Raw genomic sequence first — 22,774 nt, 5'->3', positions numbered from 1 at the left:
TCTCCGGTCTGAGCGACCTAACCGCCCGCGTGAACGGGCGTTCCGCCGATTGACGCAAACACCGTTTGGCCGCCTGATGTCTCGAAAGGGAGACGGTCGATGAAACTGGTCACCAGCCTGAGCTTCAGCGGACAGTGCCGCGCCGCGTTCGAGTTCTATTCATCGGTGTTGGGCGGCGAAATCCGGGCCTTCCCGTACGGCGAGGCACCGCCGGGCATGCCGGTGGACGCGAAGTACGATGACTGGCTGATGCACGCCTGGCTGCAGGTCGGCGACCAGGCCCTGATGGGGGCCGACATGCCGCCGGAGTTCGCGCCCAACATCGACAAGCCCAAGAACGGCTTCGACGTCACCGTCCACTGCTCGGAGCCGGCGGAATCGCAGCGCGTTTTCGATGCGCTGTCAGAGGGCGGCACGGTGATGATGCCCTTCGCCGCGACCTTCTGGTCGAGGGGCTACGGCAGCTTCGTCGACAAGTTCGGCGTACCGTGGATGATCAACACCGACGGCGATCCCGAGTAGCCGAGGCGTCGCCTAGTCCGCCGCCTTCGTTCCCGTCGGGAACGGATGGCCCAGCGCCTCGGCCATGGCCTGTTGCGAGATCAGAAAGACCTGCTCGCGCATGTGGTAGTTGTTCGACAGCACGATCACCGTCACGTCCGTCTCGGGCTGATAGGTCATGATGTTGCGGAAACCGGCCCAGCTGCCTGTGTGATAGATCTGGCGGTCCGAGAAGGCCGGGGTCACCCGCTCACCCAGCCGGTTCGTATAGATGCCGTAGCCCCAGGCGCGCGGCGCCCGGCCGCGCTCGTTCGGCGTATCCGGCGGATTGTGGCTGTCGATCATGTCGGCGTAGCTGGCGGGCTTGAGGAGCCGGCCACGATGCAGGGCGCGGTTCCAGACCAGCAGGTCGTCCAGCGTTGAGTACAGGGCGCCCGCGCCATACACGATGCTGACGTTGGCGAGCGGCTGCGGCGCAAGGCCTGACGGATAGTTGGCGTAGCCCATGGCCAGACCCTGCGCCTGTCCATCGGCGTCCGAGCCCGTGTCGGCCATGCCCAGCGGGTCGAAGAAGGTCTGCTGGATATAGGTCTCGAAAGGCATGCCGCTGGCCCGCTCCACCACCGAGGCCAGCAGGTTGAAGCCGACGTTGTCGTAGCGGATCTTGGTCCCCGGCTGAAATTGGAGACCGTACCGGGCGGCCGCCTCGATCAGCTGGTCCTTGGTGCGGTAGTTGGTGCGCGTCATGCCCCAGTTGGCCTGGGCCATCAGGTCGGGGATGCCGGACTGGTGCGTCAAAAGGTGGTGCAGACGCACCGGGGCCCAAGCGGGCGGACACGGCTGGATCCAGTCGCACAGAGCGTCGTCGACGCTGAGCTTGCCCTGGTCCTGCAGGGTCAGGATGGCGGCGGCGGTGAACTGCTTGCTGTCGGACGCCAGGCGGAAACGGCTGTCCAGCCGCATCGGCTCGTTCCGCTCGTAGTTGGCCTTGCCGTAGACCTGACGGAACAGGACCTGGTCGCCCTTGGCCACCAGCACGGCGCCCATGAAGCGGCGCGCGGCGCCCTCACGGTCCAGGCGTTCCTTCAGCTGCGGCAGATCCTCGACCACGACCAGCGGCGGGCGCGGCGGCGGCGCGGCGGCGGCCTCAGCCTCGAAGACGCGACGCGGCGCTTCGGCGGTCAGGACGCCGGCGACGACGGCCGCGCCGATGACCAGTGTCAGCAGGCCGCCGATGAAGAGCCGGGGGTGGTTGCCGGCGTTACGCGGAACGTGAAAAGCCAAGACTAGACGTCGTACTCGAGACCGAACTGGGCGTAGAGGGCGCGGCTTTCCTGCCAGCGCGCGTCAACCTTGACGGTCAGGAACAGGTGGACCGGGCGGTCGAACAGCTCGATCAGTTCCTCACGCGACTTCTGGCCGATCCACTTCAGCGTCTGGCCGCCCTTGCCCAGGATGATGGGCCGCTGGCTCTCGCGCTCGACATAGATGGTCTGTTCGATGCGGGCCGAGCCGTCGGCCTTTTCATCAAAGGCGGTGGTCTCCACGGCCGCCGCGTAGGGCAGTTCCTCGTGGACGCGCAGGTACAGTTTCTCACGCGTGATCTCGGCGGCCAGCACGCGCATCGGCACGTCCGCGCTCTGGTCTTCCGGATAGAGCCAGGGGCCGACCGGCATGGCCATCGCCAGGCGCGACTTCAGGTCGTCCACGCCGTCGCCGGTGGCGGCGGAGATCATGTAGACCTCGGAATAGACGCCGCTTTCGAACAGCGTATGCGACAGCGCCAGCAGGGTGTCCCGGCGCATGCCGTCGATCTTGTTCAGCGCCAGGATGACCTGCTGCTGGGTCGCCTTCAGGTTGGCGATGATGGTTTCAGTGTCCTCGGCCGACTTGCGGTCGGCGGCCGTGCCGGTCTTGCCCTCGGACGCGATGTGCGAGGCCGCGTCGATCAGGTGCACGACGACGTCCGCGTCCTGCGCCCCGCCCCAGGCCGAGGCGACCATGGCGCGGTCCAGGCGACGACGCGGCGTGAAGATGCCGGGCGTGTCCACCAGCACGATCTGCGCGTCGCCGTCGATGGCGATGCCGCGCACGGGGAAGCGCGTCGTCTGAACCTTCTGGGTGACGATCGAGACCTTGGTCCCGGTCAGGCGATTGACCAGAGTCGACTTGCCCGCGTTCGGCGCACCGATGATGGCGGCGAAGCCCGCGCGCTGCGCGCCGCTGTCGGGCGTGTCGGTGTCGTGGGTGTCGATGTCGGTCAAACCAGGCCTTCGCGTTTCAGCAGGGCCGTCGCCGCCGCCTTCTCCGCCTCCTGACGGGAACGCCCCTGACCGGTCAAGGGCTCCGTGCTCTCAACACGCACTTCGACGGTGAAAGTCGGGGCATGATCCGAACCGGTGCGATCCAGCACGGCATAGGTCGGCAGGCCGCGCCCGTGCTTCAGCGACCACTCCTGCACGGCTGATTTCGGGTTCGCGACGGTGGTCGAGATGGGGCGGGCGAACTCTTCAGCCCAGGCATGATCGAACAGGGCCTTGGCCGCCTCCATTCCCCCGTCCAGCCACACGGCCGCCAGCACCGCCTCCATGGCGTCGCCCAGCACGCCCTCGCGGCGGCGGCCGCCCTGCTTGGCCTCGCCCGGCGACAGGCGCAGGGCCGCGCCGATGCCCAGACGTTCGGCGGCGCGGGCGCAGGCGGGCTTGTCGACCAGCGCGTGCAGGCGGGCGGACAGCGCGCCCTCGTCCGCCCCCGGGTTGTCACGCATCAGCCGCTCGGCCACGACCAGGCCCAGCACCCGGTCGCCCAGAAACTCCAGCCGCTGGTTGTCTACAAAGGGCCGACCGCGCGCGTCCAGCGCCTGACCTTCGCCGACGCTGGAATGGGTCAGGGCCTGCTCGAGCAGCGCCTTGTTCTTGAACTCATGTCCCAGCGCGCGCGTCAGGGCCGCGATCGCTTCGGCGCGCCGATCCGCCATCAATGCAGAAGCGTGAAGAACCGGCTGGGACGCAGGTTGCTGAACCAGGTCCACGGCTTCCAGAACGAAGCGCCCGGCGACCAGGAGAACAGGATGATCTGCGCCTTGCCGACCAGGTTCTCGGCCGGGACCAGGCCCACGCCGCTGGACTCCTCGACGCGGCTGTCGATCGAGTTGTCGCGGTTGTCGCCCATCATGAAGTAGTGGCCGGCCGGCACCTCGTAGACAGGCGTGTCGTCCAGCTCGTTGCCCGGGCCGAAGTCCTGGATGGTGATGACCTTCCCGCCCGGCAGGGTCTCGCGCACCTGGGTCACCGGGCGCGGGCCGAAGATGTCGTCGATCTGCGACTGGCTGACGACCACGTCATCGACCGGCTGGCCGTTGATATAAAGCTTGTTAGCGACCATCTGGATGCGGTCGCCGGGCAGGCCGATCAGGCGCTTGATGTAGTCGGTCTTGTTGTCGCGCGGCAGCTTGAACACCACGATGTCGCCGCGCGTCGGCGCCTGCGACAGGATCCGGCCCTCGAACAGCGGCGGCGCGAACGGGATCGAGTAGCGCGAATAGCCATAGCTCCACTTGGTCACGACGATGTAGTCGCCCTCATAGAGGTTGGGCTCCATCGAGGCCGACGGGATGGTGAACGGCTGGAACAGCAGCACGCGAAGGACGAAGGCGATCAGCAGGGCGAAGACGACGGTCTTGACGATCTCGCCCGCCTCGCCGCCCGCGTCGCCGCCGGACTTGGCTTTGGTCTTGCTGCGGCGGCGGTCGTACACGGGCTTCTCGGGGCCGTCGTTGAACGGGGCGTCGCCCTGGTCGCTCCAGATCGGCCGGCGGCCGTCCGACGACGCTGCGGCTGCGGCCGTGCCGGCCACGGCGGCGGCGCCCAGCATGGCGGCGCTGTCGGAGGTCTCGGAGACAGGTTCGGCTTTAGGCTCAGTCGTCACGGCAGGCGCTTCTTCAACAGTATGGGTTACAGGCTCGGAGATGGCCTCCGAGAGCGGCAGGCTGATGGCGGGCTCCAGCGAGCCCGCCTCAACGAACGGATCGATCGCAGGCGCCGTCTGGTGGGCGTAATCGATGGGCTCGACGGCGTCCGTGGCGCGCGCTTCGGTCAGTTGGACCGGCGCGTCCTCGACCGTCGCCAAGGTGTCAGCCGTCTGCGGTTCAACCACCTCAAGGCCATCGACATCCCGGACAACGGCGTCGGGGGTCGCGGGCGTCTCGATCACCTCGATCACCGGCTCGGGCTCGCCATCGACCTGGATCAGATCGGCGTCGACCGGATGGGCCGCCGCATCCGGCGAAACCTCGGGATCGTGGGTTTCGATGGCCGGCCCCGCCTGGACGGCTTCCGCTTCCACGGTCGCGTCATGCGGCTCATCGGCCTGCGGCTTGGGCGCGTCGGTCATTCACCATCCCCCTGCCGCTGTCCGCGGTCTGAAACGGTGGCATGGGTATCGCGCCTTCAGGACAGGCACAATAGTCACTGGGGCAAGGCTTCGATCACCACGAAGGCCAGCGCATACGGGTGTTCGTCCGAAAGCGTCAGGTGAATGTTGGCCACGTGCCCCGGCGGCGTCATGGCCGCCAGTCGTTCGGCCGCATGACCGGTCAGGGCCAGCGTCGGCTGACCGCTGGGCTTGTTGATCACGCCCATGTCGCGCCAATAGACATTCGAACGCATGCCGGTGCCCAGCGCCTTGGCGCAGGCCTCCTTGGCCGCGAACCGCTTGGCGTAGCTCCACGACCTGTCCGGCTTGCGCTCCGAGCGGGTGCGCTCGATCTCGGTGAAGCAGCGTTGGGTAAAGCGATCGCCGAAGCGTTCGATCGAGGCTTCGATCCGCCGGATGTCGCACAGGTCTGCGCCGACGCCGACGATCATGGCCGCGCCGCGTCCATGACGCCGCGCATCCTCACGATGGCCGGCGCCAGACCGGTGAACAGGGCCTCGCCGATCAGGAAATGCCCGATGTTCAGCTCGTCGATCTCCGGGATCTTCAGAACTTCGGCGGCCGTGTCGAAATCCAGGCCGTGGCCCGCGTGGACCTCCAGCCCCAGCGTCGAGGCCTGGGCGCTGGCCGCAGCCAGCCGGCCGAGTTCGATCGCGCGTGCATCCGGCGCCAGGTGGCAATACCGACCGGTGTGAAACTCCACGACCTGGGCGCCGACGGCCGCAGCGGCTTCGACCTGCGCGGCGGACGGCTCGATGAACAGGCTGACGCGTATGCCGGCGGCCGCCAAAGCAGCGACGACGGGCGCGATTCGCGCCTCTTTACCCGCGACCGCCAGTCCGCCCTCGGTTGTCACCTCTTCGCGCCGCTCTGGCACCAGACAGGCCGCGTGCGGCCGGTGCCGCACGGCGATGGCCAGCATCTCGTCGGTGACCGCCATCTCGAAGTTCAGAGGGCGCTCGGCCTGGGCGCACAGCGCCGTCAGCGCCTCGATGTCGGCGTCCGTGATGTGACGGCGGTCCTCGCGCAGGTGGGCGGTGATGCCGTCCGCGCCGGCGCCCAGCGCCTCCCTGGCCGCGCGGATCGGGTCTGGATGCACGCCGCCGCGCGCGTTCCGCACCGTAGCGACGTGATCGATGTTCACGCCCAGACGAGCGCGCCCCGCCTTCATTGGCTCAGCCGCCGGCTGCCCGGATCCTGAACCGGGATGGCTGCGAGTTCTGGCGGCAGGTCGTCGGCCGGATAGGCCGGCACATCCAGCGTCGCCAGTGCGACCAGCGGCACGCCGACATCGGCCCGGCCGCCCGAGCGATCGACGATGCAGGCCGCCGCGACCACCTCGCCGCCCGCCGCCTGGATCGCGGCGATGCATTCGCGCGAGCTGAGCCCGGTGGTCACGATGTCTTCGACCATGACGACCTTTTCGCCCGGCTCGACCGAGAAGCCGCGACGCAGTTTGAACGCCCCGCCCTCGCGCTCGACGTACATCGAGCGGACGTTCAGATGCTTTGCGGTCTCATAACCGGGAATGATGCCGCCTACGGCCGGCGAGATGGCGACGTCCACCGGACCGACCGTGGCGACGATCTTTTCGGCCAGCGCCTTGCACAGCCGTTCGCAGCGCGCGCCGTCCATGAAGACGAGGTTCTTCTGCAGGAAGACCGGGCTGTGCAGCCCCGACGAGAGGACGAAGTGGCCTTCACGCAGGGCGCCGGCGTCGCGAAATTCGTTGAGGACGTCTTCGGTGTTCATGAGGGCGTCATAGCGCCGCCACCGCCGTTGTCACCCCTTCACGCGGTCCACGTTCTCGACCGACGGATTGGCGCGCAGCGCTGCGATCAGGGTGGTGGCGTGTTTGGCGTCCTGGACCTCGACGTCCAGCAGCACGTCGAAGAAGTCCTCCTGGCGGTGCGCCAGGTTCAGGTTGCGGATATTGCCGCCGACTTCACCGATCAGGGTCGTGACCTGGCCCAGCACGCCGATGCCGTTCTTCACCGTGGCGCGAAGCCGGGCAATGCCGACGGCGCCCTGCTCGGCCTGGGGCGTCCATTGCAAATCCTGCCAGACGCTGTCGTCATCGGCGAACTCGGCCAGCTTCTGACAGTCGATCGTGTGGACCGTCAGGCCCTTCTCCGGCTCCATGATCCCGACGATCCGGTCGCCCGGCAACGGCGTACAACACTGGCCGAAGTGGATGCTGACGCCCGGCGTCAGGCCGCTGCCGCGAATGAACAGGCGCGCGCGGTTGTCCTGGATCTTCTTCTTGGACACCGCCGAAGCGATCTTGCCCTTCAGCGCCGGGAACAGGATTTCGGCCACGGTGACGGGCGACAGGCGGCCCCGGCCGATGGTCTCGAACAGATCTGCCTCCGACGCGATGGCCAGCACTTCGAGCGCGGGTTGCAGCGACACGGCAACCAGCGACTTGCCGGCCTTTGACACCGTCTGGTCCAGCGCGCCGCGACCCAGGCGCAGGAACTCATCCCGCTCGGTGGAGCGTATCTGGCGGCGGATGGCGGATCGGGCGCGGCCGGTGATGGTCAAAGAGCGCCAGTCGGCAGGCGGCTCGCGCTTCTGGCCGCGCACGATCTCGACCACGTCCCCGTTCTGAAGCTGGGTCCGCATCGGCTTCAGCTCGCCGTTGACCTTGACGCCGGCGGCGGTGTCTCCGACCTCGGTGTGGACCGCATAGGCGAAGTCCAGCGCCATCGCTCCGCGCGGCAGGGTGATCAGGCTGCCCTTCGGCGTGAAGACGAAGACCTGATCGAGGTACATCTCCAGCTTGGCGTGCTCGACCCAATCGTCGCCGCCCTCCCCGTGCTCGATCACCTGCACGAGGTGGCGCAGGTTCTGCAGCGGGTCGCGCAGGCCAGACGCCGTCATGGCCTCTCGGTCCAGGCCGTAGGCGTGGTTCTTGTACGCCCAGTGCGCGGCGACGCCGTCCTCGGCCACTCGGTCCATCGCCTCGGTGCGGATCTGCATCTCGATACGAAGGCCGGCCGATCCCACGATGGTGGTGTGCAGCGAGCGGTAGTTGTTCGACTTGGGCGTCGAGATGAAGTCCTTGAATCGCTCGGGCACCATCGGCCAGGCGCGATGGATGACGCCCAGCGCCCGGTAGCAGTCGTCTTCGGCCTCGACGATGACGCGGAAGCCGTAGATGTCCGACAGCGACGAGAAGCCGACGGCCTTGCGCTGCAGCTTGCGCCAGATCGAGTACGGCGTCTTCTGACGCCCGAAGACGCGGGCCGTGATGCCGGCCTCGGACAGCACACGCTCGATCTCGCGCGAAACCTTGTCGGTGGCGGCGCCGTGCTCGAACTTCAGCGCCTCCAGTCGCCGCTCGATGGCGGTGCGGGCCGTCGGGTTCAGGTGCTCGAACGCCAGTTCCTCCAGCTCGGAGGCGATGGAGTGGATGCCGATGGAGCGGCCCAGCGGCGCATAGACTTCCAGCGTCTCGCGGCTGATGCGCTCGCGCTTCTCCGGCTTGACGTACTTCAGCGTCCGCATGTTGTGCAGACGGTCGGCCAGCTTCACCAGCAGGACGCGAACGTCGCGGCTGATGGCCAGGATGAATTTGCGCAGGTTCTCGGCCTGGCGCGTGTGCTCGGCCTGAAGCTCCAGGCGGCTCAGCTTGGTGACGCCCTCGACCAGGACGGCGATCTCCTCGCCGAACAGGCCGGCGATGTCGTCGCGGGTCGCCGAGGTGTCCTCGACCACATCGTGCAGCAGCGCCGTTATGATGGTCGCGGTGTCGAGCTTGTAGTCCGTCAGGATGCCCGCGACCTGAATCGGGTGCGCGAAATAGGGATCGCCCGAGGCCCGCAACTGCGACCCGTGCATCTTCATAGCGTAGACGTAGGCCTTGTTCAGCAAGGACTCGTCGGCGGTCGGATCGTACGCCTTGACCGCCTCGATCAGCTCGAATTGGCGCAAAACCGGCGCGCGTTTCGGCGCGGCCGGTTTTGTAACGTCGTTCGCAGCTTTGAGGGCCGGCGGGGTCTCTGGCGACCGGGCCGGAAGGATGGTGACGCCGGTGGCCGGCTCCGCCGTCAGTAGCGCTCTTCCTGTCCGCCATCGCGATCGCTTTGCAGCGCGCGGATCAGTTCCTGTTCGGCCATGTTCATGTGCTGGGGTTCGGCCAGCAGAGCCACGGTTTCGGCCTCGTCCTCGGCTTCGGTGCGCTCGTCGACCCGTTGCAGGCCGACGACGATGGCTTCGTACAGCTCCGGCGGAGCGATCTTGTCCTCGGCCAGTTCGCGCAGGGCGACGACCGGGTTCTTGTCGTTGTCGCGATCAATCAGCAGGGCCGCGCCGTTGGCGATGTTCCGCGCGCGGTGACCCGCCAGCAGAACCAGGCCGAACCGGTTCGGAACCTTCTCGATGCAGTCTTCGACAGTGACGCGAGCCATGAACAATCCTCGGGCGCGGGGAGAACCGCGCTGAATATAGGTGTAGCGCCGTTGATGCAATGCGAGGTGGGCGGTTTTAGGGCGCTACCCCTTTGCCGCCACCGTCATCCTCGGACTTGAGCCGAGGATCAGGCGGCGATCGTGCCGACCGTCAGATGGCTCCAAGCGCCGCGTTTCAGCCTGCCTGGATTGCGCACCGTAAAACCTGATCCTCGGATCAAGTCCGAGGATGACGGACACTAGAAAGCCTGAGGCCGCGCATCCCGCCCCACTTCGGCGCAGGACGCCAGCCCCGCCGCGGTGCCGCCGCCGGGATGGACCCAGCCCGGCGCGATCTCGGCCAACGGCCCCATCACGAACAGCCGCTCGGTGGCGCGCGGGTGCGGCAGGATCAGCCCGTTCAGGTCGCCGGTCAGGCGGCCGTAGGCGATCAGGTCCAGGTCAAGGGTGCGCGGCGCGTTGCGCGTGCTGCGCAGCCGCCCGAAGGCGTCCTCGATCCGGCCCAGCGCCGCCATGGCGCCGTGGGCGTCCAGATCGGTTCGGACGATAACGACGCCGTTGAGAAAAGGCGGGTCTGTCGGGTCGGGCCAAGCGTCCGAGCGCCACCAGCTGGATCGGGCGACCACGTCCATTCCCTCGCTGCGGAACCGGCACAGCGCCGCCTCCAGCGCCTCGCGGCAGGACGACCAGACCCCCTTGTCATTGCAGCCGAGGGCCACGATGACTGCGGCGTCCAGATCGAAGCCGTCGTCGATTCCCACGACGGTCGCCGGTCCAATCCCTGTGTCGTCCTCGCCCATGCGGTTTCATCCGAACGATCGACTGGCCGTCTTCATCGACGGGGCCAACCTGCATTCAACGACGCGCGCCCTTCAGACCGACCTCGACTTCAAGCGAATGCTGGAATGGTTCGCCGAGCAGTCGCAGCTGGTCCGCGTCTATTATTACACGGCGGTGGTCGAGGGCGAAGAGTTCTCGCCGGTGAACCCGCTGGTCGACTGGCTGGGCTACAACGGCTTCACGGTCGTCACCAAGCCGGTGAAGCGGTTCACCGACGCCCAGGGGCACAGTCGGATGAAGGGCAACATGGACGTCGAGATCGCCGTCGACGTGATGGCGCTGGCTCCCAAGCTGGATCACGTGGTCCTGGCGTCCGGCGACGGAGATTTCCGGCGGCTGGTCGAGGTGGTGCAGGCGATGGGGGTCAAGGTCACCGTCCTGTCCAGCCAGAAGACCCAGCCGCCGCACGCGGCCGACGATCTGCGGCGCCAGGCCGACGACTTCATCGAACTGTTTGATCTGCTGCCCGTCTTCGGTCGCGCCCGGACGCCGCGCGACGCATGAGGCCCGAACCACCCCACGACTGTCCGCTGTGCCCCCGGCTGGTGGCCTATCGCGCCGAGAACCAGCGGCAGAACCCGGACTGGTTCAACGGCCCGGCGCCGTCCTTCGGCGATCCTGACGCGCGCCTGCTCGTCGCGGGCCTCGCGCCCGGCCGCACCGGAGCCAACCGCACGGGACGGCCCTTCACTGGCGATGGCGCCGGCTGGATGCTGTACGAGACCCTGCTGAAGACCGGCTTCGCGCGCGGGACCTATGACGCCCGGCCCGACGACGGGCTGGAGCTGGTGGATTGCATGATAACCAACGCCGTGCGCTGCGCGCCGCCGGGGAACAAGCCGCTGCCGGTCGAGGAGACGACCTGCCGCCCCTTCCTGATCGATCGGCTGGCCGCCCTGCCCCGGTTGAAGGTCATCGTCACCCTGGGCGATGTCTCACGCCGCAATGTGCTCAAGGCGCTGGGCCTGAAAGGCTCGGCCGCGCCGGCGGGACACGGCGTGGAGTTCGACACCGGCCGCTACATCATCCTGAACAGCTATCACTGCAGTCGCCTCAACACGAACACCGGCCGCCTGACGGCGCCCATGTTCGAGGCGGTCTTCCAACGTGCGCGAGACCTGATCGACGCCTGATCGGGGTCAGCGACTGTGCTCCGCCCGCCACGCGAATCAGCCTCCTTGTGCGCCGGTGATCGCCTGTGGGAACAGGGTCGCAACGACGCCGTTCAGCACTCCGAGGGAGGGCTCCATGGCCAAGTCTAAGAGTAATCTGTTCAGCGCACAGGAACGCCGCCTCGCCGGCTGGACCCTGGCCGCCGTCGTCGCGGTGACCAGCTTCGGCGTGCTGGTGGAACAGACCTACCGCCGCCCTTCGCTGGGCGTGGACGGAGCGAGCTCGTTCCAATTCGCTCCGATGCCGGGCGTCAGCGACGCCCAACCGATCACCTAGCCGCGCTCTCGCATCAGGCGGGCCTTGTCACGCTGCCAGTCGCGGTTGGCCTCGGTCTCGCGCTTGTCGTGCAGCTTCTTGCCCTTGGCCAGGGCGATCTCCAGCTTCGCCTTGCCAGCCTCGTTCAGATAGAGCCGCAGCGGGATGATGGTCTGGCCGTCGCGCTGGACGGCGCCGATCAGCCGATCGATCTGCTTGCGATGTAGAAGCAGCTTCCGCGGGCGTCGTGGCTCGTGGTTAAAGCGATTGGCCTGTTTATAGGGCGGGATGTCGGCGTTGATCAGCACGATCTCGCGTCCCTCCACCGCCGCATAGCTCTCGGCGATATTGGCCCGTCCGTCGCGCAGCGCCTTGATCTCGGTTCCGACCAGCATGATGCCGGCCTCGACGTTGTCTTCCAGGAAGTAGTCGTAGCGGGCGCGCCGGTTCTCGGCGATCAGCTTGGTCTTGGGCTTTTCCGACGCCATTACGCGAGCCCCGCACGGCCCAGCGCCGCATTCATCACCGGCGCCAGATCAGCCCGCATCGGCGTCAGCGGCAGGCGAAGCTCCTCGCCGCAGAGCTGCATCCGCGACAGCGCGTACTTGGCCGGGGACGGCGAGGCGTCCCTGAACAGGGTGACGTGCAGGTCCGAGAGGCGGTCCTGCCACTCGCGCGCCGTCGTCAGATCGCCCGCCGCCGCCGCGTCGTACAGCGCCACCATGGCCTCGGGCGCGACGTTGGACGTCACCGAGATGACGCCATGGCCCCCGTGGGCGACGTAGCCCAGGAAGCTGGCGTCGTCGCCCGAGATCAGGGCGAAGCCGCCGCCGATGTGGGCGCGCATCCAGCTGGCCCGCGCCATGTCGCCTGTCGCGTCCTTGATGCCGACGACGTTCGGGTGAGCTGCGACTCGGGCGACCGTCTCATTGGCCATGTCGACGCCGGTGCGCCCCGGCACGTTGTAAAGCACCAGCGGCAGCTCGACCGCGTCGGCGATCGCCTCGAAGTGGGCGGCGAGGCCCGCCTGCGAAGGCCGGTTGTAGTAGGGGGTGACCACCAGGGCGCCGTCGGCGCCGACGCTCTTTGCGTGGCGGACCAGATCGATGGTCCGGGCTGTCGACGATGAGCCCGCGCCGGCGATGACGCGAATGCGGCCTGCGGCGGTCTCGACGCACAGTTCGACGACGCGTCTGTGCTCGGCGTCCGTCAGCGTGGCGCTCTCGCCGGTCGTGCCCATGGGCACCACGCCGTGCACGCCTGCGGCGATCTGGCGCTCCAGCAAACGCACGAAGGCGGCCTCGTCCACGTTTCCGTCACGAAGAGGTGTGATCAGGGCGGTGATCACGCCCTTGAACAAGGGGGCGGTCATGGAAACAAAGGGCCTGTGCGGGATTTGACGGCGAACGCCGCAAGTAAGCGCGGGAGGGTAGGTTGCCGGTCGCCCGGCCGCAACTAGGATGAATGGGGATCGGAAAGTTCATGATTGCGACGACCCTGGCGGCCGTTCTGGCCATCGCCGCGCCGAATCCTCAGGATCTGAATTCGAGCCCGACGCCCTATGTCGCCTCGGCCAGCTATCAGGGCCGGGTGCTGAGCGACGCTGACACCGCCGCCTTCCGTACCGGACTGGCCGCCGCGCGCGCCCGCGACGTGATCGGCACGCAGTCGGCCATGGCCCAGATAAGCGACCCGACGGCGAGAAAGCTGGTCGAATGGGCGCTGATCGACACCTCGGCGACGCAACTGTCCTATGGCCAGCTGGCGCAGGCGCAGGGGTCGATGACCGCCTGGCCGCGCAGTGATTCGCGCCGGTCCGCGGGTGAGAAGGCGCTGGACCTGGCGAATCCAGGCACGCAGGCCGTGCTGGAGTTCTTCGGCTCGAGCCAGCCGACGACGGTCGAGGGCGCCATCGCCCTGGCCGGGGCGCTTGAGAACAGCGGCCGCGCGAACGAAGCCCAGAGCCTGATCCGCACCTGGTGGACGACCCAGACCTTCGATGAAGCGTCCCAGAGCCGCATACTGGGACGTTGGGGCCCGTGGCTGACCAGCGCCGATCATCAGGCGCGACTGAACATGCTGCTGCTGGGCCCGCATGGTCCGGCGACACGGGCGATGATCAATCTGGTCCCGTCCGACCGCGCCCAGATCGCCAGCGCGGTCCTTCAGCTGCGCACCGCCTACAGCCCCGACGGCGTCGTCGCCGGCCTGTCGCCAAGCCAGGCGATGGACCCGGCCGTGGTGTTCGAGCGCGTCCGCATTCTTCGCAGCCAGAGCCGCGGAAGCGAAGCCTACCCGCTGCTCAGCGCCTTGCCCGCCGCGCCGCAGGGAAAGGAGGCGCAGGACAGCCTGTGGAGCGAGCGTCGAAACTACTTCCTGGACGCCCTTCAACAGGGCCAGTGGCGCGCCGCCTATGACGCTTTCAACGGCCACAACTTTTCGACCGGCGATCGCAAGGTGGACGCCGAGTTCTTCGCCGGCTGGGTGGCGCTGACCAAGCTGAATGATCCGGCGACGGCGGCGCGGCATTTCGAGACGCTGCGTCAGGTGTCGCAGACGCCGATCACCCAGGGCCGCGCCCTTTACTGGCTGGGCCGGGCGGCGGAGGCGCGCGGCGATGCGGCCGGGGCGCAGAACTACTACCGGGCCGGCGCCCAGCACATTCAGACCTTTTACGGCCAGCTGGCCGCCGAGAAGGCCGGCATGACGACCCTGACCCTGCCGGGCGATCCGGCGCCGTCCGAGGCCGATGTCGCGCGGTTCGAGGCTAATGAGGTGGTGCGCGCTACGCGCATCCTGGGCGAAACCGGCGAGATGACCCTGTTCCGGGTGTTCGCCTATCAGCTGGACGACACCCTGCCGACGCCCACCGATCTGGCGCTGCTGATGGACATGTCGCGCGGCTATGGCGAGGGCTTTACCGCCATGATGGTGGGTCGCGCCGCCAGCCAGCGCGGCATACTGATGCCCGAGCGGCAGTATCCGATCCGCATTCCGCCGTCGGTCTCGGGCGCGGCGCCCCTGCCCTTCACCCTGGCCATCACGCGCCAGGAATCCAGCTTCGATCCGCGCGCCCGCTCGCACGCCGACGCGCGCGGCATGATGCAGTTCCTGCCCTCGACCGCTTCGGGCGTCGCCCGGCGCCTGGGCATGAGCTACTCGGCCGAGCGCCTATGGGACCCGGACTACAACATGACCCTGGGCAGCTATCACCTGGGCGAGCTGATGAACAACTTCGGCGGTTCGATGCTGATGACGACTGTCGGCTATAACGCCGGTCCGGCGCGGGCTCCGCAGTGGGTGGCGCGGTGCGGCGATCCCCGCGGCGGTCAGGTCGATCCGGCCGACTTTATTGAATGCGCGCCCTTCACCGAGACGCGGAACTATATGATGCGCGTGATGGAGAACATGTCGGTCTACAAGGCGCGGCTGAACGGCGGGTCGGCGCCGCTGACGTTGTCGCAAGACCTGCGGGCGGGCGTCCGGCCGGGTCCGTCGCCGTATCAGAGCGCCACGCCGTACGACGCTACGCCGCTGCCGACCCCGTCCGACAGCGAGTAAGGCTGAGGTCGCCCGCCGGCGACCAACGGCCTGCGACCTTGAAGACATCGGCCAGGACGACGTCGCTCAGCGCATCGCGCGGCGCAGCGTCGGCGACGATGCGGCCTCGGTCGATGATGACGATGCGGTCGGCGTAGCGGGCAGCCAGCGCCAGGTCGTGCAGGCTGGCGACGACGCTAGACCCGGCGCGCGTGCGCGCTTTCAGCCGGTCCATGACCATCAGTTCGGCGTCGGGATCGAGCCCGGCCAGCGGCTCGTCGGCCAGCAGCAATGGGGCGTCCGACGCCAGGGCGCGGGCCAGAAGGACGCGGGCGCGCTCGCCGCCGGACATGTCGGCGCACCCCCGCTCGGCCAGATGCGAGGCCTCCACCTCGGCCAGAGCACAGTCAGCGCGGGCGTCGGCGGCGCCCCCGGAGAGGAAGGGAACGCCCAGGGCGGCGACCGCGCGGGCCGGCATGTTCCAGGCGACGCGGCGTTCCTGCGGCAAGTAGGCGGCGGCCTCGGCGCGCGATTTCGCGTTCATGGTCGACAGGCGTTCGTCGCCCAGCCAAACCTCGCCACCCTCTACCTGAAACAAGCCCAAACCGACCCGGATCGTAGAGGATTTTCCCGCCCCGTTCGGGCCGCACAGGGCGACGAACTCGCCCGCTCCAACACGAAGCGACACGCCGTCCAGAACGGTGCGGCCGCCGAGCCGGGCGGTGACGTCGCGGAGCTCTAGCCGGTTCATGCGCGCCATTCCCGCGCCGCGCGCCAGGCGATCAGGGCGAAGAGGGGCGCGCCGACCAGGGCGGTGAAGACGCCGAGCTTCAGCTCCTGATCGGTCGGCGTGACGCGGGCCAGGAGGTCGGCGACCATGAGCATCAGAGCGCCTGCCAGGGCCGAGGGCGCCAGCAGGCGGCCGGGATCGCCGCGCACGGCGGCGCGGACCAGATGCGGCGCGGCCAGGCCCACGAAGCCGATGATGCCGGCGGCCGCGACGGCGCCACCGGCCGACAGGGCGGCGGCGGCCAGGGCCAGCAGGCGCAGTCGCCGCATCGGCAGGCCGGAGGTGGCGGCGGCCTCCTCTCCCAGTGTCAGCATCCGCAAGCCGGGCCGCGCGAGCGAGGCCAGAGCGGCTGCGGCTAGCATCGGCAAGGCGGCCCAGAGCACATCGTTCCAGCCCCGGTTCTGCACCGAACCAAGCAGCCAGTTCATCACTTCCGCCGAAGCGATGGGCGACGGCGACAGGTTGAAGATCAGGGCGGTCATCGCGCCCGCGAAACTGCTGAGCGCCACGCCGAACAGAATCAGCGCCTCGGGAGCGGCGATGCGGGCCGCGAAGGCGATCAACAACAGGCCGCCGGCAACGGCGCCGATCAGGGCCAGGCTCTCGACCGCGCCGGGGACGGCGGCCAGCCCCACGACAATCCCGAGCGCCGCGGCCAGAGCGGACGTCGCGGAAACGCCCAGTACGCCGGGATCGGCGAGCGGATTTCTCAGCAGCCCCTGCATCACCGCGCCGGACAGGCCGAGCGCGGCTCCCACGGCGGCGGCGCAGACGGCGCGCGGCGCGCGGACCAGCCACAGCACCTGCCCCGCCGGCGAGCCGGGATCGGTCAGGGCCTGGGCGTACTGACCCAACGACAGCCCGACCTCTCCAAAGGTCACGGCGGCGATCAGGGCCAGCAGCAGGGCGGCGCTCAAGCCGATCAGAAGGCGGCGGTTCATGCGCCCGCCAGTCGTTCGGAAGCCTCGGCGCTGAACCAGGCCGGACAGGTCAGGACGGCCGCTGGCCAGCGTGTGACCGGCCGCGTGGCGAACAGGTCACGCAAGGCCGGGTGGCGTCCGACGCCGCGCCAGTCGGACCGCGCCTGCTCGAAGAAGCCAAGCACCAGTCTGGCGGGCGGCTGCAGGATCAGGCGCTCCAATCCAACCGGCTGGAAGAAGGGCGCCGTCACCGCATTGGCGTAGCCCGCGCGGCGGATCAGGCTGTCGATCAGCGTGCCCGGCCCGGCCGTGAAGCCTCCGGCGGTCAGATAGAGCGCCGACGGCCCGCGCGGCGCGCGGGGCGGCATGCGGTCCATCTGGCGTATCAGGGCCTCGCCCCGCTCTCGGGCGTCCAGGACGGCCGCGACCGCGCGGATATTTCTGCGAACGCCGTCGAGGTCCGGCGCGTCCTGGATCGTCACCGTCCGCGCGCCCTGCTGATCCAGGCGCGCCAGCATGCGCGCGTCTCCGCCCCAATAACGGACCACCACGCCGGGTCGCAGGATCATCGCGGTCTCGAGCGTCGGCCGCACCTTGGGACGCCACTTCGCCTGGGTCCGCAGATAGGCGTCGGGATCGTCGGCGCGCGGCGAGAGATAGAGCTCCGCGTCCGGCCGCAGCGCCAGGACATACTGATCCGCGCACTGATCCAGCGACATGACGCGAAGCGGCCGCGCCAGGGCCGGCGTCGCGCCGGTCAGAACGACGAGCGCGAGCAGCGCTCCGATCGCCGACCTCACGACCGGATCATGCCCTCGAACAGCGAGTCCAGCATGGTGTCGACAAAGAGCGGGCGGTCGGTCCAGTCGAAGTAGGGCTTGGTGATCACCAACGAGACGATGCCGTGCGCCCCCGCCCACAGGCACTGGGCGGCCGCCGTCGTGTCGCGCTTCAGGCGGCCCTCCGCTGCGACCTGCTCCAGCAAGGACTGGAAGGAAACGAACAGCTCGGCCCCCTGCACCATCGCCGCGTCCTCCGCCGCCTCTCGCGCCTCGGCCGGACGGGTCATGTAGATCAGGCGGTAAGCGTTCGGATGCTCGAACCCGAAGGTGATATACGCCTCCAGCATCCGACGAATACGAACCTCTGGCGGCGCGTCTTGCGAATAGATGGCGTGATGGTTCCGCGCCAACTGCTCGAAGGCGTTGCGGCATATTTCGAGCAGGATCTCGCTCTTTTCGGAAAAGTGCATGTAGAGGGCGGTCGACGACAGGCCGACCTCCTCCGCGATCTTGCGGATGGTGGCCCCTTCGTAGCCGCACTCGACGAAGATCCGCTCGGCCGCCGCCAGAATCTCGGCGCGCCTGGAATGGCCCTCGCCCTTGGGCTTGCGTGCTGAGCGCGCGGGCAAAGTCGTGACACCGGCCAAATCGGGCCTCCCTCGGTATCGGCCTTGCTTAGCCCCAACCGCAAGTCGCGCCAACCGTATTGCGAGGCGAGAAAATCAACACTAGCACTACCTTATGGCGAATGGGATTGTCGCGAACGGACCTGCCTTCGAGGAGAGTGCGGCGCGCCTGGGCGCGACCCGCCCGCAGGCGGCGGTGGCCGCAGCCATCGTCGCCATCGCAGCGCTGGGCTTCGCCGTCCTTCCGCTGATCACGACGGTCGCCCTGCTGGTGCTGGTACAGGTGGTGTTTCTGGCGGTGTCCGCGTGGCGCATCCTGCTGATTGTCGTCAGCTGGGTGCGCCCGGTCGAGGTCTCCGCCGATCCGCCCGCCTGGCCTCGATACACCGTACTCGCCGCCCTTCACGACGAGGCCCCGGTTGTGAACCAGCTGGTCGCCAACCTGTCGGCGCTGGACTATCCGCCCGACCGGTTGCAGGTCTTTCTGGTGCTTGAGGCGCACGACCTCGCGACGCAGGCCGCGGCGAAGGCGGCCCCGCGACCGGACTGGATGACCGTCGTGGTGGTCCCGCCCGGCGGCCCCTGCACCAAGCCGCGGGCTCTGAACTACGCCTTGCGCTTCGCGACCGGCGATCTGGTGACCATCTATGACGCCGAGGACGCGCCCGATCCGGGTCAGCTGCGGGCCGCCGCCCGCGCCTTCCGAGCCGATCCGCGACTGGCCTGCGTGCAGGCTCCGCTTCGGATCCGCCGGCGCGGGCCGACACGCTCGCCGTTGATGGATCGGCAGTTCGCGGTGGAGTACGCCTCGTTGTTCGAGGTCACTCTGCCCGGCCTGACGCGGCTCGGCCTGCCCTTCCCGCTGGGCGGCACCAGCAACCACATCCGCATGGAGGCGCTGGCCGCCATGGGCGGATGGGATCCCTACAACGTCACCGAGGACGCGGACCTGGGCTTTCGGCTGTGGCGGCATGACTGGACGCTGGGCGTCATTCGCCCGCCGACGTGGGAAGCGCCGCCGGGCGGGCTGGTCACCTGGCTGCCGCAGCGAACGCGGTGGCTGAAGGGCTACATGCAGACCTGGGGCGTGCATACGCGCCGGCCGCGCGAAATGGGCTGGCGCGGCTTCCTGGCCATGACGATGACGGTGGGGCTGTCGCTGCTGGCGGCGCTGGCGATCGGGCCGTCTCTGGCCTGGCTGGGGGCGTCGGTCAGCCTGTCGGTCGCGGCCGGCGTGTCGCCGGCGACGCCGCTGATGGCGCTGGCGACGCTGACGCTGGGGATGTTGTCCGCATGGGGCTCGGCGGTGTTCGGCGCACGGCGCGCCGGGATCCCCTATGACCTGCGGGACATGGCGTTCGCGCCCTTCTACTGGTCGATGCTCAGCCTGGGCTTCTTCCACGCCCTGTGGCGGCTGATCGCCCAGCCGCACGTCTGGGACAAGACGCCCCATCTGCCGGAGACGGAGGCCGCGCCGCGACTGGACGCGGCCTGACAGGAGCGACTAAGCAGCCGCATGGCCGCCCTTGCTCCCCAGCCCACGACCCTGACCACCGAAGGCTGGTCCGATTACGCCCTGATCGACAGCGGCCATGGGCTGAAGCTGGAGCGCTATGGCCGGCACACGGTCGTGCGACCCGAGCCGCAGTGCCTGTGGGCGCCGCGCGATCCGGCCGCCTTCGAGCGCGCCACCGCGACCTTCGATCCGCAGGCGCAGGACGAGGAAGACGATGGGCGCTGGCGCTTCTCTGGCAAGGCGGTGGGCGACTTCCCGCTGGGCTGGGAGGACGTGAAGTTCACCGGCCGGTTCACCCCGTTCCGGCACCTGGCTTTCTTCCCCGAGCAGGCGGCGAACTGGGCGTGGCTGCGGCAACGGGTGGCGGCGCGGAAGCGGCCGCGCGTACTGAACCTGTTCGGCTATACCGGCGTGGCCAGTCTGGTGATGGCGGCGGCGGGCGCGGAAGTGACCCACGTCGACGCCTCCAAGAAGTCGGTCGCCTGGGCGCGCGAGAATGCGGAGCTTTCCGGCTTGGCCGACAAGCCGGTGCGGTGGATCGTCGAGGACGCCCGAAAATACGTGGCGCGCGAGGTCAAGCGCGGCTCGCGCTACGACGGCATCGTGCTGGACCCGCCCAAATACGGGCGCGGCCCGACGGGCGAGGTGTGGCGGCTGTTCGAGGACCTGCCGGGGCTGGTGGCGGACTGCGCGGCCCTGCTGACGGACGAGGCGGACTTCCTGCTGGTCAACGCCTATGCGGCGCGAATCTCGGGCCTGTCGCTGGGCCATCTGGTCGCGCAGGAAACGGCGAACCGGGGCGGCGGCGTGGATTGGGGCGAGCTGGCGCTGGCGGAAACGGGCGCCGATCCGCGCGCCATCGGCCTGAGCTTCTTCGCGCGGTGGTCGGCGTGAGCGAGGCGACCATCACCTCCCTGACCAACGACACGGTCAAGGCCGTGCGGGCGCTGCACATGCGCAAGACCCGCGACGCAACGGGTCAGTTCCTGGCCGAGGGGCTGAAGTTCATCGGCGAGGCGCTGGATCAGGGGCGCGCGCCGCGGATGCTGCTGGTCGGCGAGGATGCGCGGCCGCACCCGCTGCTAGACCGGGCCAAGGCGGAGACCCGCGCCTCGGGCGGCCGGATCGTCTTCGTCACCCATGCGATCCTGGAGAAGATCAGCCGGCGCGACAATCCGCAGACGGTGCTGGGCGTGTTCGACCAGGCCTATGCGCCGCTGGCGTCGCTGGACCCGACCGCTGCGGGATGCTGGATCGCGCTGGAGCAGGTGCGCGATCCCGGCAATCTGGGGACCATCATCCGCACGGCCGACGCGGCCGGGTGTGGTGGGGTCATCCTGATCGATGACTGCGTTGACCCCTATTCGGTCGAGGCGGTGCGGGCGACGATGGGGTCGGTCTTCGCGATCCAGTTGGCGAAGTGCGACCAGGCCGAGTTCCTGGCGTGGCGCGCGACTTGGCCGGGCCCGGTGATCGGCACGCGGCTGGATGCGACGCACGGCTATCGCGACGCGCCCTATGCGGCGCCTAGCCTGATCCTGATGGGCAATGAGCAGGCGGGACTGACGGACGCCCTAGCCGCCGCCTGCGACATGACGGTGAAGATCCCGATGCGCGGCCGGGCCGACAGCCTGAACCTGGCCATCGCCACGGGCGTGATGGCCTATGCCGTGACGGACGCGCTTTAGGTCGCGCCCTCGCCTTCCTCGTTCTTCAACCGCGTCATTGCCCACAGCGCCAGAGTGGTGATCAGCGCCATGCCGGCCAGATAGACCCCGACGGCGAACAGGCCCCGGCTCTCTGCCAGCATCTGGGCCACATACGGGGCGATCGAAGCGCCCAGAATGCCCGACAGATTGAAGGCCATCGACGCGCCCGTGTACCGCACCGTCGCCGGAAAGGGCCGCGCCATCGCCGCGCTGAGCGGCCCGTAGGTGCAGCCCATCAGGGCGAACCCGATGGCGAAGAAGAACAACAGCCCGGTCACGCCATGGTCGAACAGCGGCGCGAAACACAGGCCGAACAGGCCGATGCCGATCGAGGCCGCCATCAGCACGCGCAACTGGCCGAACTTGTCGGCCGCCAGCGCCGCGATCGGGATGAAGGCGGCGAAGAACAGCACGCCGATCAGCTGGATCGGAAGGATGTCGCCGCGCGTCAGGCCCATGCTGGTCGTCGCCCACCCCAGCGCCCAAACGGTCAGCAGGTAGAAGATGACGAAGGTCGTCGCCCCGCCCAGGGCGCCCAGAACCACGGCGCCCAGATGGTTCTTGAACAGGGTGACGGCGGGGGCCCTGACGCGCTCGTGCTTCTGGATGGCGCGGCTGAACTCGGGCGTCTCGGTGATCTGCAGCCGCACCCACAGCCCGACCAGCACCAGGACGGCGCTGGCGATGAACGGGATGCGCCAGCCCCAGCTGAGGAAGGCGTCGTCCGGCATGAAGGTGGTCAGGGCGATGAAGGACGTGGTCGAGATGATGAAGCCGATCGGCGCGCCCAGCTGCGGGAACATGCCGAACCAGGCCTTCTTGCCGGGAGGCGCGTTCTCGGTGGCCAGCAGCACCGCGCCGCCCCACTCGCCGCCCAGGCCCAGTCCCTGGCCGAACCGGCACAGGGCCAGCAGCAGCGGCGCGACCACGCCGACCTGCGCGTAGGTGGGCAACAGGCCGATGGCGACCGTGGACAAGCCCATCGTCATCAACGCCGCCACCAGCGTCGCCTTGCGGCCGATCCGGTCGCCGAAGTGGCCGAAGATCACCGCGCCTATGGGCCGTGCGAAGAAGGCGATGGCGAAGGTGGCGAAGGACTTCAGCATTCCCGCCGTGGCGTCACCGCCCGGGAAGAACAGCGCCGGGAAGACCAGCACCGCGGCGGTGGCGTAGATGTAGAAGTCGAAGAACTCGATCGTGGTGCCGATCAGGCTGGCAAACAGCACGCGGCCCTTGGAGGCCGAAGGCGCGAGGGCGGCATCAGACTTGGCCATGG

Annotated in this window: 25 protein-coding genes; 8 read left to right on the top strand and 17 right to left on the bottom strand. The window is 68.7% G+C overall.

What is annotated here, in order from left to right; translation table 11 throughout:
* Positions 1-99: 99 nt before the first annotated feature.
* Complete coding sequence (locus ASG17_RS09225) at positions 100-522, top strand: VOC family protein (RefSeq protein WP_056102134.1); 423 nt, start codon at positions 100-102, stop codon at positions 520-522.
* Positions 523-534: 12 nt separating this feature from the next.
* Here the strand turns inward: ASG17_RS09225 and ASG17_RS09220 are convergent, their stop codons facing one another.
* From ASG17_RS09220 to folK, 10 genes are all read right to left on the bottom strand, one after another.
* Positions 535-1,785, bottom strand: coding sequence for a serine hydrolase (locus ASG17_RS09220; RefSeq protein ID WP_056102131.1), 1,251 nt, complete (start codon positions 1,783-1,785; stop codon positions 535-537).
* Between the two features lie 2 nt (positions 1,786-1,787).
* Positions 1,788-2,765, bottom strand: coding sequence for a GTPase Era (gene era / locus ASG17_RS09215; protein WP_235560396.1), 978 nt, complete (start codon positions 2,763-2,765; stop codon positions 1,788-1,790).
* Positions 2,762-3,478 (bottom strand): ribonuclease III, encoded by a 717-nt coding sequence (gene rnc, locus ASG17_RS09210; protein WP_056102128.1) that lies wholly within the window; start codon positions 3,476-3,478, stop codon positions 2,762-2,764. Before rnc ends, era begins: the two co-directional genes overlap by 4 nt.
* On the bottom strand, positions 3,478-4,374 hold the full coding sequence (gene lepB / locus ASG17_RS09205; protein ID WP_056103358.1) for a signal peptidase I: 897 nt from the start codon (positions 4,372-4,374) through the stop codon (positions 3,478-3,480). Before lepB ends, rnc begins: the two co-directional genes overlap by 1 nt.
* A 593-nt stretch (positions 4,375-4,967) precedes the next feature.
* Positions 4,968-5,366: a holo-ACP synthase gene (gene acpS, locus ASG17_RS09200; RefSeq protein ID WP_056102124.1), complete on the bottom strand. Its 399-nt coding sequence runs from the start codon at positions 5,364-5,366 to the stop codon at positions 4,968-4,970.
* Positions 5,363-6,106, bottom strand: coding sequence for a pyridoxine 5'-phosphate synthase (locus tag ASG17_RS09195; protein ID WP_056102121.1), 744 nt, complete (start codon positions 6,104-6,106; stop codon positions 5,363-5,365). The genes acpS and ASG17_RS09195 overlap by 4 nt, the downstream gene beginning before the upstream one ends.
* Positions 6,103-6,687, bottom strand: a complete 585-nt coding sequence (pyrE, locus tag ASG17_RS09190) for an orotate phosphoribosyltransferase (RefSeq protein WP_056102119.1) — start codon at positions 6,685-6,687, stop codon at positions 6,103-6,105. The genes ASG17_RS09195 and pyrE overlap by 4 nt, the downstream gene beginning before the upstream one ends.
* Before the next feature lie 30 nt (positions 6,688-6,717).
* The gene (locus tag ASG17_RS09185; RefSeq protein ID WP_235560423.1) at positions 6,718-8,784 is read right to left on the bottom strand and encodes a bifunctional (p)ppGpp synthetase/guanosine-3',5'-bis(diphosphate) 3'-pyrophosphohydrolase; all 2,067 of its coding nucleotides are present in this window, start codon (positions 8,782-8,784) and stop codon (positions 6,718-6,720) included.
* Positions 8,785-8,987: 203 nt separating this feature from the next.
* A complete protein-coding gene (rpoZ, locus tag ASG17_RS09180; RefSeq protein ID WP_056102113.1) occupies positions 8,988-9,347 on the bottom strand; it encodes a DNA-directed RNA polymerase subunit omega in 360 nt (119 codons plus the stop codon).
* Between the two features lie 239 nt (positions 9,348-9,586).
* On the bottom strand, positions 9,587-10,147 hold the full coding sequence (gene folK / locus ASG17_RS09175) for a 2-amino-4-hydroxy-6-hydroxymethyldihydropteridine diphosphokinase (RefSeq protein ID WP_056102111.1): 561 nt from the start codon (positions 10,145-10,147) through the stop codon (positions 9,587-9,589).
* Between folK and ASG17_RS09170 the strand changes: the two genes are divergently transcribed.
* The 3 genes from ASG17_RS09170 (at position 10,146) to ASG17_RS09160 (ending at position 11,636) form a co-directional block, all read left to right on the top strand.
* Positions 10,146-10,691, top strand: coding sequence for an NYN domain-containing protein (locus ASG17_RS09170; RefSeq protein ID WP_056102108.1), 546 nt, complete (start codon positions 10,146-10,148; stop codon positions 10,689-10,691). The two genes, folK and ASG17_RS09170, sit on opposite strands and share 2 nt — an antisense overlap.
* A complete protein-coding gene (locus ASG17_RS09165; protein WP_056102103.1) occupies positions 10,688-11,320 on the top strand; it encodes a uracil-DNA glycosylase in 633 nt (210 codons plus the stop codon). Before ASG17_RS09170 ends, ASG17_RS09165 begins: the two co-directional genes overlap by 4 nt.
* Positions 11,321-11,435: 115 nt before the next feature.
* Complete coding sequence (locus ASG17_RS09160) at positions 11,436-11,636, top strand: hypothetical protein (RefSeq protein WP_056102100.1); 201 nt, start codon at positions 11,436-11,438, stop codon at positions 11,634-11,636.
* Here the strand turns inward: ASG17_RS09160 and smpB are convergent.
* Both smpB and dapA read right to left on the bottom strand, forming a co-directional pair.
* On the bottom strand, positions 11,633-12,103 hold the full coding sequence (smpB, locus tag ASG17_RS09155; RefSeq protein ID WP_056102097.1) for an SsrA-binding protein SmpB: 471 nt from the start codon (positions 12,101-12,103) through the stop codon (positions 11,633-11,635). The genes ASG17_RS09160 and smpB overlap by 4 nt on opposite strands.
* A complete protein-coding gene (dapA, locus tag ASG17_RS09150) occupies positions 12,103-12,987 on the bottom strand; it encodes a 4-hydroxy-tetrahydrodipicolinate synthase (RefSeq protein WP_056102094.1) in 885 nt (294 codons plus the stop codon). The genes smpB and dapA overlap by 1 nt, the downstream gene beginning before the upstream one ends.
* 110 nt (positions 12,988-13,097) lie before the next feature.
* Between dapA and ASG17_RS09145 the strand changes: the two genes are divergently transcribed.
* Complete coding sequence (locus ASG17_RS09145) at positions 13,098-15,176, top strand: lytic transglycosylase domain-containing protein (RefSeq protein WP_235560395.1); 2,079 nt, start codon at positions 13,098-13,100, stop codon at positions 15,174-15,176.
* Here ASG17_RS09145 and ASG17_RS09140 read toward each other — a convergent pair.
* The 4 genes from ASG17_RS09140 to ASG17_RS09125 are packed head-to-tail and all read right to left on the bottom strand — an operon-like array spanning position 15,142 to position 18,294.
* Positions 15,142-15,906 carry an ABC transporter ATP-binding protein gene (locus ASG17_RS09140; protein WP_056103355.1) on the bottom strand — a complete coding sequence of 255 codons (765 nt, stop codon included), beginning with the start codon at positions 15,904-15,906 and terminating at the stop codon, positions 15,142-15,144. The two genes, ASG17_RS09145 and ASG17_RS09140, sit on opposite strands and share 35 nt — an antisense overlap.
* Positions 15,903-16,886 carry an iron ABC transporter permease gene (locus tag ASG17_RS09135; RefSeq protein WP_156367785.1) on the bottom strand — a complete coding sequence of 328 codons (984 nt, stop codon included), beginning with the start codon at positions 16,884-16,886 and terminating at the stop codon, positions 15,903-15,905. Before ASG17_RS09135 ends, ASG17_RS09140 begins: the two co-directional genes overlap by 4 nt.
* Entirely contained in the window at positions 16,883-17,665 is a 783-nt protein-coding gene (locus ASG17_RS09130; protein WP_056102085.1) for an ABC transporter substrate-binding protein, read from the bottom strand. Before ASG17_RS09130 ends, ASG17_RS09135 begins: the two co-directional genes overlap by 4 nt.
* On the bottom strand, positions 17,662-18,294 hold the full coding sequence (locus ASG17_RS09125; RefSeq protein ID WP_056102082.1) for a TetR/AcrR family transcriptional regulator: 633 nt from the start codon (positions 18,292-18,294) through the stop codon (positions 17,662-17,664). Before ASG17_RS09125 ends, ASG17_RS09130 begins: the two co-directional genes overlap by 4 nt.
* A 94-nt stretch (positions 18,295-18,388) precedes the next feature.
* Here ASG17_RS09125 and ASG17_RS09120 point away from each other — a divergent pair, with 94 nt between their 5' ends.
* Genes ASG17_RS09120 through ASG17_RS09110 form a run of 3 tightly spaced genes read left to right on the top strand, consistent with a single transcriptional unit; the run spans position 18,389 to position 21,477 of the window.
* Positions 18,389-19,768 carry a glycosyltransferase gene (locus ASG17_RS09120; protein WP_056102078.1) on the top strand — a complete coding sequence of 460 codons (1,380 nt, stop codon included), beginning with the start codon at positions 18,389-18,391 and terminating at the stop codon, positions 19,766-19,768.
* A gap of 21 nt (positions 19,769-19,789) precedes the next feature.
* Positions 19,790-20,683 (top strand): class I SAM-dependent methyltransferase, encoded by an 894-nt coding sequence (locus ASG17_RS09115; protein WP_056102077.1) that lies wholly within the window; start codon positions 19,790-19,792, stop codon positions 20,681-20,683.
* On the top strand, positions 20,680-21,477 hold the full coding sequence (locus ASG17_RS09110; protein WP_056103353.1) for an RNA methyltransferase: 798 nt from the start codon (positions 20,680-20,682) through the stop codon (positions 21,475-21,477). The genes ASG17_RS09115 and ASG17_RS09110 overlap by 4 nt, the downstream gene beginning before the upstream one ends.
* Here the strand turns inward: ASG17_RS09110 and ASG17_RS09105 are convergent.
* Positions 21,474-22,772, bottom strand: a complete 1,299-nt coding sequence (locus tag ASG17_RS09105; protein WP_056102074.1) for an MFS transporter — start codon at positions 22,770-22,772, stop codon at positions 21,474-21,476. The two genes, ASG17_RS09110 and ASG17_RS09105, sit on opposite strands and share 4 nt — an antisense overlap.
* Positions 22,773-22,774: the final 2 nt, after the last annotated feature.

The sequence above is a fragment of the Brevundimonas sp. Leaf363 genome (assembly GCF_001424025.1).
In the GTDB taxonomy this organism is placed as follows: domain Bacteria; phylum Pseudomonadota; class Alphaproteobacteria; order Caulobacterales; family Caulobacteraceae; genus Brevundimonas.
The sequence above is the reverse complement of the archived record's forward strand: the minus strand, read 5'-3'. Positions and strand labels throughout refer to the sequence as shown.